The organism is Microbacterium sp. SL75, from assembly GCF_026625865.1.
GTDB lineage: Bacteria > Actinomycetota > Actinomycetes > Actinomycetales > Microbacteriaceae > Microbacterium.
The window spans coordinates 436,671-447,235 of sequence record NZ_CP113067.1 but is presented as its reverse complement, the minus strand read 5'-3'; the positions used below and the strand labels follow the sequence as shown (position 1 = coordinate 447,235).

Sequence of the window (10,565 nt, the reverse complement as noted above, 5' to 3'; positions counted from 1 at the left end):
CAGCCGCCCCGGGCTCAGCCGCCCGCGAAGGGCGGGAGCACGTCGACGTACGTGACGCCGTCGAGGGGGACGTCGTCGTCGTGGCGCGTGCCGTCGACGAGCACGGCGCAGCGATCCAGGATGCCGCCGAGCGCGGGGTGGTCGGCGACGACGGCCGTGCGCAGAGCGGCGAGGGTCGGTTCGGTGCGATCCTCGGCATCGGTTCCCGCCGCCTCCGCCGCCGCGGCGAAGTAGCGCACGCGCACGCTCACGCGGGTTCTCCCTCGGCGGTGGCGTCTTCGCCCGGGCGCAGCCAGTCGCCGGACTTGCCGCCGGTCTTCGACACGATGCGCACGTTCTCGATGAAGGTGCCCTTGTCCATGCCCTTCACCATGTCGACGACGGCGAGAGCGGCGACCGACACGCTCGTCAGCGCCTCCATCTCCACGCCCGTGCGGTCGGCGGTGCCGACGGTCGCCTCGATCTCGACGCCTTCGTCGGTGACCTCGAGATCCACCGAGGCGCGGTGCACACCGATGACGTGCGCGAGGGGGAGAAGGGCGGGAGTGGACTTCGCGGCCTGGATGCCGGAGATCCGCGCCACGGCCAGCACATCGCCCTTGGGGGCGGTGCCGTCGCGGAGGGCGGCGACCACCTCGGGCGCGCAGCGCACGAAACCGCGCGCGGTCGCGGTGCGGACGGTGGGCTGCTTGAGCGTGACGTCGACCATGCGGGCGTGGCCCGCGGCATCCAGATGGGTGAAGGTCATGGAATCAGCATGACATCGAGCGGGTCGCCCACCGACACGGTGGACACCTCGGCGGGGACGATCGCGAAGGCCTCGGCGCGGGCGAGGGAGGCGGCCAGGTGCGAGCCGGAGCCGCCCGCGGTGGCGGGGCGGACGGTGCCCTCGACGAGGTCGATCGCCGCCGGAAGGTACTGGCGTCGGCCGGGGGGCGTCGTCCAGCTCTCGGATGCCGTGAGTCGGGCCAGGCGTCGGTCGATGACCGTGCGCCCCTGCAGTGCCAGCAGCGCGGGGCGCACGAACACCTCGAACGACACCGCGACACTCACGGGGTTGCCGGGGAGACCGAAGACGAGGCGGCCGTCGTCGAGGGCGCCGAAGGCCTGCGGCTTGCCGGGCTGCATCGCGACCTTGTCGAAAGAGATGCGGTCGGAGAGGGCGAGGCGGACGGGCTCGTAGGCCCCGGCGCTCACACCGCCCGTGAAGACGACGACGTCGGCGTCGACGGCGCGCGAGAGCACTGCGTCGATACCGGCGGGGTCGTCGCCGACACGGTCGACGAGCACGACGTCGGCGTCGGATGCCGCGACCATCTCGGCGAGGAGCGTCGCGTTGGAATCGGGCGTCTGACCGCGTCCCGGAGCCGTGCCGGGAGCGACCAGCTCGCTGCCGGTCGACACCACGGCCACGCGAGGACGGCGCCGCACCACGACCTCGGCGACGCCGGCGGCAGCCGCCGCCGCCAGAGCAAAGGATCCCAGGCGCTCGCCGGCGGAGAGCACGTCTGCTCCGGCCTGCGTGTCGCCGCCCCGGCGCCGGATGAATGCACCCGCGGCGGCCGGAGCCCGCCGCACCTCGACCGCGCCGAGTGAATCGGCGAGGCCCCCCGCGGTGTCTTCGAACGGGACGATCGCGTCGGCGTCGGCGGGGACGGCGGCCCCCGTCATGATGCGTGCGGCCTCACCGGGTGCCAGGGCGGGGTCGTCGTCGGAACCGGCCGGCAGATCGGCGACCACTCTCACCGACACCGGGTGGTCGGCATCCGCCCCCTCGACGTCGGCGAGGCGCACCGCGAAGCCGTCCATCGACGAGTTGTCGAAACCGGGGAGGTCGTGCGCGGCGCGCACGGGCTCGGCGAGCGTGCGACCGCTCGCGTCGGAGAGGACGACGGTCTCGGCGGGCAGGGCCGAGACGGCGGCGAGCACGCGGGCGCGGTGCTCCTCGACGGTGAGCAGCGGGGTCATCGGGGCCTCCGGGGTCAGGGTGAGACGGCAGGGCGTGCCGCCGGGACGAGCGGGATCACGTCGTGCCGGGCGCGCAGGGCGTCGATCACGACGAGCCGGCCGAGCAGGGGGTCGCCGGCGCCGGTGACGAGTTTGATCGCCTCGGTGGCGAGCATGCCGCCGACCTGGACGCAGAGAGAGCCGAGAACGCCGACCTGCGCGCACGTCGGGGGCTCGCCGGCGGAGCCCGCGGGGAACAGATCGCCCAGGACGACCGGGGCGTAGCCCTCGGGCGGGGCCGACCAGAACACCGTGAGCTGCGCCGCCCACTCCTGCACGGCTCCCCAGACGAGGGGGATGCCGAGCTCTTCGGTCGCGGCGGCGACGGCCTCGCGGGTGTCGAAGGTGTCGCTCCCATCGATCACGAGGTGGGCGCCCGCGAAGAGTTCGCGTGCATTGTCGGCGGTGAGTCGCACGTGTCTCTCGTGGACGAGGGTGAGAGGAGAGAGATCGTGCACGGCGCGCGTCGCGGAGGCGGTCTTGGCGGTGCCGATGTCGTCGACGCGGTGCATCAGCTGGCGTTGCAGGTTCGTGCGCTCGACGGTGTCGTCGTCGATCACGACGAGCTCTCCGATCCCCGCGGCGGCGAGGGCGAGCAGCACGGGCGAGCCGAGACCCCCGGCTCCGACCACCGCGATGCGGGCCGAGGCGAGACGGCGCTGGCCCTCTTCGCCGATCGCGACGAGCACGGCGTGACGGGCGGTCCGGATGAGTTCTTCGGGGGCGAGGGAGGCCACCGGCTCGACGAGCGGTCTCATCCGCCGATCGCGCTCATCGTGCGCTCGGGCTGGACGAAGTCGGCACGCGCCAATCCGACGCGGTCGGAGCCGTGGGCGCGGGGCTTGGCCCACATGGCATCCCGCCAGACCTGCGCGATCCCCTCGTCGTCGGCACCCGACCGCAGGGTCGAGAGCAGATCGGTCTCTTCGTGCGAGAACAGGCACGAGCGCACCTTGCCGTCGGCGGTCACGCGGGTGCGCGTGCACGCCGAACAGAACGGCTCGGTGACCGAGGAGATGATGCCGACGTGACCGGCCACCGCGGTCTCGCCGGGGCGGCGCACCTCCCACCGCTCGGCGGGGGCAGCGCCCCGCCCGCGGGGATCGGGGGCGAGCGAGAACGCCGTCTCGATCTCGGTGCGGATGTCGTGCGCCGAGATGACGTTCGTCGCCGTCCACGAGCGGTCCCCGTCGAGGGGCATGTCTTCGATGAAGCGCATCTCGAAGCCGTTCGACACGGCCCAGTCGACCAGCGGAACGATCTCGGTGTCGTTGATGCCGCGCAGCAGCACCGCGTTGATCTTGATGGGCCCCAGACCCGCCGCGCGGGCGGCCTGCAGACCCGCGAGCACCTTGTCGAGGTGCGGGCGACGGGTGAGCTCGGCGAAGGTCTCGGGGTGCAGCGTGTCGAGCGAGACGTTCACGCGGGTCAGTCCCGCGTCTTTCAGCGCCTGGGCCCGACGGTCGAGGCCGACGGCGTTGGTGGTCATCGAGATGGGGAGGTCGGGGTTGTCCTCACGGATGCCGGCGATGATGAACTCGAGGTCTTTGCGCACGAGGGGCTCGCCCCCGGTGAGGCGCAGTTCTTCGGCGCCCAGCGACTGCACCGCCACGCGGACGATGCGGCGGATCTCGTCGGTGCTCATCAGCTGCGACTGCGGGAGCCACGGCATCCCGTCGGCCGGCATGCAGTACGTGCAGCGGAGGTTGCACTTGTCGATGACCGAGACGCGCAGGTCTGTCGCGACGCGACCGAACCGGTCGAGCAGGCCGCCCTCGCGGGGAGCTGCGGCCCCGCTCTCGCGGATCGCGCCGAGAGTGCTCGGGGCGCCGGTGTCGCGCAGTACCGTGGCGCCGAGGGGTACCGCGACCGGTCCCGGGGCGGCGACGTCGTGCGCAGCTTCCATGGGTCGAGCCTAGGTCAGCGCAGACGGGGGTGGGGCGGTGGCGCCTCCGGGGCAGGACCGCGGGGGTACGGTCGGGGGATGCCGAACACCTATCGCATCGCGCAGGCTGCGCGTCTTCTCGGAGTCAGCGACGACACCGTGCGCCGGTGGATCGATCAAGGGGTGCTGCCGACGACCGGGACCTCGCCGACCGAGATCCCCGGAGCAGCCCTCGCGGAGCGGGCCGTGGCGCTCGCCGACGAGCCCGACGACCCGACGGGTATCGCCTCGAGCGCACGCAACCGCTTCGTCGGGATCGTCACGCGTGTGCGCATCGACGGGGTGATGGCGCAGGTCGACCTGCAGTGCGGGCCGCACCGGGTCGTGTCGCTCATGTCGGCCGAGGCGGCCGAGGACCTCGCGCTCGAGCCCGGCTCCCTGGCGGTCGCGTCGGTGAAGGCGACGGTCGTCACGGTCGAGGCGCCGCGCGGTTGAGGCCGACGGACTCCGCGGGCCGAACTCCGGAGATCCGGGGGTCGAGATAGCTCGGTGGGGCGATCGTGGGGCTCGAGAGCCGATTTCTCCGGAGTTCGGCGCACGGGTGCTCGGCGTAGGAATCCGTGGAAACGGGTCCAGCGCGTCCCGGAGTCCGCAGATGCGGAATACTGAGGGCAGAGCGAGCCGTCGGCGTCGCCGAAAGGACTTCTCATGCGCCGAAGTCTCCGCTTCTTCGCCGTTCTCGGTGCCGTCGCCGTGCTCGCCTCGGGCTGCGCGGGCGCGGTGACCGCCCCCGCGGCATCCGAGGACTCCCTCTCGGGGACCGTCGAGGTGTACGCCGCGGCCTCGCTGCAGCGCTCGTTCGACGAGATCGCCTCGGCGTTCGAGTCGGCCCACCCCGGAGTCACCGTCAACGCGGTCTACGACGGATCGAGCACCCTCGCGACGCAGATCGGCGAAGGCGCTCCGGCTGACGTCTTCGCCTCGGCCGACGAGAAGAACATGGCGAAGGTGAAGACGCAGGCCCCCGCCCCTCAGCTCTTCGCCGGCAACACGCTCGTGATCGCCGTGCCGAAGGGAAACCCGGGCGGCGTGGCCACCCTCGCGGACCTCGCCCGCGTCACGACGGTGCTGTGCGCCCCGGAGGTGCCGTGCGGCGCTGCCTCGGCCACCCTGCTGTCGAACGCGGGCGTGAGCGTGACCCCTGCCAGCTCCGAGCAGAACGTCACCGCGGTGCTGACCAAGGTCGCGGCGTCCGAAGCCGATGCGGGCCTCGTCTACGCCACCGACGTCAACGGTCGCGACGACGTCGAGACCATCGTTCCCGCCGGTGCCGACGCGGTCGTCAACCGGTACCCGATCGCCGCGCTGACCGATGCGCCGAACCCCGACGCCGCCGCGGCCTTCGTGGCGTTCGTCCTCGGCGAGGACGGGCAGCGCGTGCTCGCCGACGCCGGGTTCCGCGCCCCGTGAGAGAGACGGGCTACGTCCCCCGCTGGTTGATCGTTCCGGCGGTGGCCGGCTTGCTCTTCCTCCTCGTCCCGCTGACCGCACTCGTGTCGCGCGTGCAGTGGGCGACGCTGTGGAGCGACGTCACCTCCGAGGCCGCCCTCTCGGCTCTCGCCCTGTCGCTGGGCACGGGGGCCGCGGCCACCGCGGTGTGCGCGGTCGTCGGCATCCCACTCGCGCTGCTCATCGCGCGCAGCCCCGCCCGCACGGCAGCCGTGCTGCGGGCCCTGGTGACGGTGCCGCTCGTGCTGCCGCCGATGGTCGGCGGCGTCGCCCTGCTGTACCTGTTCGGGCGCAACGGCTGGTTCGGTTTCCTCGGACTGCCCTTCACCACCCCCGCCGTCGTGCTGGCGCAGGTGTTCGTCGCCCTGCCGTTCCTCGTGCTCGCGGTCGAGGGGGCGCTGCGCAGCACCGGCGTCGAGTTCGAGCGTGCCGCCGCTTCTCTCGGCGCGAGTCGGGCGACGATCCTGCGCCGCATCACGCTCCCGCTCGCGGCCCCCGGCATCGTCGCCGGGGTCGTGCTGTGCTTCGCCCGCGCGATCGGGGAGTTCGGGGCGACCGCGCTGTTCGCCGGCAACCGCCCGGGCGTGACGCAGACCATGCCGCTCGCGATCTACACGGCGTTCAACGGCGCGGGTGTCTCGCAGGGCACCGCGGTGGCGCTGTCTCTCCTGCTGTTGATCACCGCCGTCGCGGTGCTGCTGCTCGTGCGCGGATGGCGGCCGGGGGTGGGCAGATGACGGTCCCGGATGCCGCGGAGCTCCGCGCCCGCATCGCCGTGCGCCGCCGAGACTTCGTCGTCGACATCGCGCTCGACGTCGCCCCGGGCGAGACGGTGGCCGTGATGGGGCGCAGCGGCGCGGGCAAGTCCACGCTGCTCGGGGCCCTCGCCGGGCTGACCCCGCTCGACGAGGGCGAGATCTCCGTCGACGGCCGGGTGCTCGATCGCGCACCGCGGCTGCGCACGGCCCCGATGGAGCGCGGGATCGTACTGCTCGGTCAGGAGGCCCGGCTCTTCCCGCACCTCACCGCGCGCGAGAACGTCGCCTTCGGTCCGCGCTCGGCCGGGGTCCCGGCATCCGTCGCTCGCGCCCTCGCCGATGAATGGCTGGACCGCGTGGGGCTCCCGGGAACGGGTGATCGTCGCCCCGCGCGGTTGTCGGGCGGGGAGCAGCAGCGCGTGGCCGTGGCCCGGGCGCTCGCCGCCGAACCCCGGGTCGTGCTGCTGGACGAACCGCTCGTGGCCCTCGACGCGGTCACGGCTTCGGAGATCCGCGCGATGCTGCTCAAGCGTCTCGCGGGGGTGACCACCGTCGCCGTCACTCACGACGCGATCGATGCCGCCGCTCTCGCCGACCGGCTCGTGATCGTGGAGCGCGGACGGGTGACGCAGGAAGGGCCCGTGCGCGAGGTGCTCTCGGTCCCCGCCACCGACGTGGCGGCGCGGATCGCGGGACTCGAGCGCCTCGAGGGCGTGGCTCGAGGCGGCGCGTTCGTGCGCGGTCAACTGCGGCTGGAGTCGACGGATGCCGCATCCCTCGCCCTCGCGCGGACCGAAGGTATGGCACTGGCCGCCGTCTTCCCCGCGTCGGCCGTGCGTCTCGGGGAGGGGACTCCGGCCCTCGTATCGCACCTCGAGCCCACCCCGACCGGCGTCCGGGTCGTCACCGATCACGGAGCCGCGGAAGTCCCCCCGGCCGAGGCCGCGTCGATCCGACCCGGCGACACGGTGCTCGTGAGCATCGCTGCCGAGCGCGTCCGTTTCGCCGCCGCCTCCTGATTCAGCCCGCCACCACGCGTCCGTTCTCGAGCCTCACCTCGCGGTCGACGAGAGCGTCGGGCACGTCCACGTGCGAGACCAGGATCACCGCGCGATCGCGGTCGACCGCGCCGAGCAGGTCGCGGAGGAGGGCGTCGGATGCCGCGGGGTCGACGCCCGCGGTGGGCTCGTCGAGCACGAGCACGGGAAAGCCGCGCAGGATCGCCCGCGCCAGGGCGAGGCGCTGCGCCTGGCCGCCCGAGACGAGCCCGCCCCGCTCGCCCACGTCGGCGTCGAGCCCCCCACGCTCTCGCGTCCAGTCATCGAGCCCGACGCGCTCGAGCGCCGCCCACAGGTCTTCGTCGGTCGCACTCTCGCGCGCGAACAGCAGGTTCTGGCGCACCGACTCGTCGAAGAGGTACGGCGACTGCTCGATCAGACCGACAGTGCGCCGCAGGTCGTCTCCCGAGATCTCGCGGGCCTCGCGACCGCCGAGCCGGTACGACCCCTCGTAATCGAGGAAGCGGGTGAGCACGTGCGCCAGCGTGGTCTTGCCGGCGCCGCTCGGGCCGGTTACGAGGACGCGCTCGCCGGGACCGACGCGGAGGACGACGTCCTCGAGGCGCCCGGAATCGCCGTCGGTGTCACCGCGCGCCGGCCAGTGGGCACGGATGCCGCTCAGCTCGAGGCCGGCGCCGAGGACGGGGGCCTTGTCGGTCGGGGCCGGTTCGTCGCGGGGGAGGCCGTCGGGGGTGGCTTCGGGCACGGCCTCGGCGATGCGCTCCGCGGCCGACCGCACCTGCCGCCACGAGGCGAGGGCGAGGGGGACCGGGCCGAAGACCTCGAACACCGCCATCGGCAGCAGCACGACGACCGCAAGCCCCGGCCCCGACAGTGCGCCGCCGGTGACAGCGGGGGCGGCGACGAGAAGGGCGACGAGGGAGGCGACGCCGGCCAGCACCGACACCGCGCCCGAGGTCAGCCCCTGGGCTCCGCCGCGTCGGACGACGGCCCGGCGCAGCGCGGCGTCGGCTCGGCGCACGCGCTCGGTCGCGGCGTCCAGGGCTCCGTACGCCGTCAGCACGTCGAGATTGGCGAGCAGGTCGTGCACCGCGTCCGCGACGGCGGCGCGCAGCGGCGCGATCGAGCGCTCGGCGCGGGCGCCCGCGGCCCAGCCGACGGCGACGGCGAGGCCGAAGGCGGCGACGAGGCACACCAGCAGGACGACGGCCGCGGGCCACGAGACGAACGCGGCGAAGATCACGGCGGCGAGAGAGGTCAGCGCGGCGACCGCGAGCGGCAGCACGACCCGCAGGGGCAGGTTCTGCAGCTCTTCGACGTCGTCGACCACGCTCGAGAGCAGCCCTCCGCGGCGGGAGCGGGCGAGACCGTCGGGGGCGAGCGGCACGAGGTCGCGCACGAGGTCGGCGCGGACTCCCGCGAGCTGGTGCAGAGCGGCGTCGTGGCCCGTGAGGCGCTCGAGGTAACGGAAGACCCCGCGCGAGAGCGCGAACGCGCGCACTCCGACCACCGCCATCGACAGGTACATCACGAGCGGTTGCTCGGCGGCCCGGGCGATGAGCCAAGCGCTCGCCGCGAGCAACGCGATCAAGCTCGCCGCGGTGCCGACACCCGACAGCACCGCGGGTGCGAATCGTCGGGGCGAGGGCAGGGCGGAACTCAGGATGCCGCGCACCCGGGCGTTCACGAGCGCACCGCCTGGGCCGCGCGTGGGCTGCCCGACACGGGCGTCCGCTCGTCGGTGCGAACGGCGGACGACGGAGATTCGCGCGGGGGCGTCAGCTCGACCACGCGGTCCGCGATCGCCCGGGCGGAGCGGCGGTGCGAGACGAGAAGGACCCCGCGACCGGCATCGGCCTCGCGGCGCAGGGTCGCCCAGAGATGCGTCTCGGTGTCGGCATCCAGAGCGCTGGAGGGCTCGTCGAGGACGAGTGTCGGCACCCCGCCGACCCGCGCGCGGTAAAGCGCCCGCGCGACCGCGACGCGCTGCGCCTGCCCACCCGAGAGTCCTGCTCCGCCGGCGCCGAGCGCGATGGCGGGATCGATCTCGGCCGCTCCGGCGTCGGCGAGGGACGCGGTGACCCGGGCGGAGTCGACCGGGGAGCCGAACGAGACGTTCTCGGCCACCGTGCCCGTGACGAGACCGGGTCGTTGTCCCGCCCAGGCCACCGAATCCCGAGCGTGCGGCACGGCCACGCCGTCGACCCGCACCTCGCCGTCGTGCGCGGCGAAGCCGAGCAGCGCGGCGATCAACGACGACTTGCCGACGCCGCTGGGGCCGTTCACGAGCACCACCTCGCCGGGTCCCACCGACAGCGAGACGGTGGGCAGAGCGTGCCCCTCGCGGTGCACCCTGACGCCCTCGAGCGCGATCGTCGAGCCGAGCGCCGGGGTGACGGCATCCGGAGTCTGCCCCTCGGGAGTCTCGGCCGAGCGGGCGGCGTCGAGGGCGTCGAAGATCTCGTCGGTGGCCGCGACCCCCTCGGAAGCCGCGTGGAACTGCACGCCGACCTGGCGCAGCGGCAGGTACGCCTCGGGCGCCAGCAGCAGCACGAAGAGTCCGATCAGCAGCGTGAGGTCACCCGAGAGCAGACGGAAGCCGATGGTGACGGCGACGATCGCGACCGAGATGGATGCCAGGAACTCCAGCGCGAAGCCCGAGAGGAACGACACGCGCAGCACCGTCATCGTCTCGCGCTTGTAGTCGCGCGTGATCGTCTCGATCGAGCGCGCCGCGCGGTGCTGGCGTCCGAAGGCCTTGAGCGTGCCGAGGCCCTCGACGGTGTCGGCGAAGCGTGCGGCGAGGCGGCCGAGGGTGCGGTACTGCCGTTCCTGGACGCCACGGGTGGCGAGACCGATCAGCACCATGAACAGCGGGATCAGGGGAATCGTCAGCACCACGATCAGGCCCGAGAGGGGGTCGGCCAGCGTGATGGCGCCGATGAGGATCGGCATGGCGATCGCGGTGGCCACGAGCTGCGGCAGATACCGACCGAAGTAGGCATCGAGTGCGTCGAGACCGTGGCCGGCGGTGAGCGACAGCGAGGCGGAGTTTCGGCGGGCGAGCCAGCCCGGACCCAGGCGTGCGACCGCGCCCACGAGCGCGGCCCGCAACTGCAGCGACGCCGCCGCCGCGCCCCGCGCCGCCGCGCGCTCCGAGGCGGCGATCAGCAGGCCCCTCAGGAGCACGAGCGATGCCGCCACGCCGATGTATCCCCACAGCTCGCCGACCGGTCGGCCCTGGATCGCGCCGACGAGCGCTGCGGCGAGCGCCCACGCGAAGCCGACGGTCACGCCGGTCTGCGCGAGCACGATCGCCGCGGTCACGGCGAAGAAGCCGCGGGAGGCGGTGGCGTAGCGGAGCAACCGCGGGTCGACGGGTTTCAT

General features: G+C 73.5%; 11 protein-coding genes. 4 read left to right on the top strand and 7 right to left on the bottom strand.

All coding sequences use genetic code 11. The features are described 5' to 3' along the window. Nucleotides 1-14 precede the first annotated feature (14 nt). From OVA17_RS02085 to moaA, 5 genes are read right to left on the bottom strand one after another with little or no spacing between them, the layout of a single operon-like run. Nucleotides 15-251: a MoaD/ThiS family protein gene (locus OVA17_RS02085; RefSeq protein WP_267787848.1), complete on the bottom strand. Its 237-nt coding sequence runs from the start codon at nucleotides 249-251 to the stop codon at nucleotides 15-17. Then, nucleotides 248-748 (bottom strand): cyclic pyranopterin monophosphate synthase MoaC, encoded by a 501-nt coding sequence (moaC, locus tag OVA17_RS02080; protein WP_267787847.1) that lies wholly within the window; start codon nucleotides 746-748, stop codon nucleotides 248-250. Before moaC ends, OVA17_RS02085 begins: the two co-directional genes overlap by 4 nt. Next, nucleotides 745-1,968, bottom strand: a complete 1,224-nt coding sequence (glp, locus tag OVA17_RS02075) for a gephyrin-like molybdotransferase Glp (protein WP_267787846.1) — start codon at nucleotides 1,966-1,968, stop codon at nucleotides 745-747. Before glp ends, moaC begins: the two co-directional genes overlap by 4 nt. A 14-nt stretch (nucleotides 1,969-1,982) precedes the next feature. Beyond that, complete coding sequence (locus OVA17_RS02070; RefSeq protein WP_267787845.1) at nucleotides 1,983-2,765, bottom strand: HesA/MoeB/ThiF family protein; 783 nt, start codon at nucleotides 2,763-2,765, stop codon at nucleotides 1,983-1,985. Continuing rightward, the gene (gene moaA, locus OVA17_RS02065) at nucleotides 2,762-3,913 is read right to left on the bottom strand and encodes a GTP 3',8-cyclase MoaA (protein WP_267787844.1); all 1,152 of its coding nucleotides are present in this window, start codon (nucleotides 3,911-3,913) and stop codon (nucleotides 2,762-2,764) included. The genes OVA17_RS02070 and moaA overlap by 4 nt, the downstream gene beginning before the upstream one ends. Nucleotides 3,914-3,991: 78 nt before the next feature. Here moaA and OVA17_RS02060 point away from each other — a divergent pair, with 78 nt between their 5' ends. The 4 genes from OVA17_RS02060 to OVA17_RS02045 all read left to right on the top strand — a co-directional run bounded on the left by OVA17_RS02060 (nucleotide 3,992) and on the right by OVA17_RS02045 (nucleotide 7,178). Beyond that, nucleotides 3,992-4,387 carry a TOBE domain-containing protein gene (locus OVA17_RS02060; protein ID WP_267787843.1) on the top strand — a complete coding sequence of 132 codons (396 nt, stop codon included), beginning with the start codon at nucleotides 3,992-3,994 and terminating at the stop codon, nucleotides 4,385-4,387. A 213-nt stretch (nucleotides 4,388-4,600) separates the two neighbouring features. Beyond that, nucleotides 4,601-5,362, top strand: a complete 762-nt coding sequence (gene modA / locus OVA17_RS02055; RefSeq protein WP_267787841.1) for a molybdate ABC transporter substrate-binding protein — start codon at nucleotides 4,601-4,603, stop codon at nucleotides 5,360-5,362. After that, nucleotides 5,359-6,138 (top strand): molybdate ABC transporter permease subunit, encoded by a 780-nt coding sequence (modB, locus tag OVA17_RS02050; protein ID WP_267787839.1) that lies wholly within the window; start codon nucleotides 5,359-5,361, stop codon nucleotides 6,136-6,138. Before modA ends, modB begins: the two co-directional genes overlap by 4 nt. Then, on the top strand, nucleotides 6,135-7,178 hold the full coding sequence (locus OVA17_RS02045; RefSeq protein ID WP_267787837.1) for a sulfate/molybdate ABC transporter ATP-binding protein: 1,044 nt from the start codon (nucleotides 6,135-6,137) through the stop codon (nucleotides 7,176-7,178). Before modB ends, OVA17_RS02045 begins: the two co-directional genes overlap by 4 nt. A 1-nt stretch (nucleotide 7,179) precedes the next feature. On the opposite strand, the gene cydC is transcribed toward OVA17_RS02045, so the two are convergent. Both cydC and cydD read right to left on the bottom strand, forming a co-directional pair. After that, a complete protein-coding gene (gene cydC / locus OVA17_RS02040; protein WP_267787836.1) occupies nucleotides 7,180-8,865 on the bottom strand; it encodes a thiol reductant ABC exporter subunit CydC in 1,686 nt (561 codons plus the stop codon). Continuing rightward, nucleotides 8,862-10,565 carry a thiol reductant ABC exporter subunit CydD gene (gene cydD, locus OVA17_RS02035; protein WP_267787835.1) on the bottom strand — a complete coding sequence of 568 codons (1,704 nt, stop codon included), beginning with the start codon at nucleotides 10,563-10,565 and terminating at the stop codon, nucleotides 8,862-8,864. The genes cydC and cydD overlap by 4 nt, the downstream gene beginning before the upstream one ends.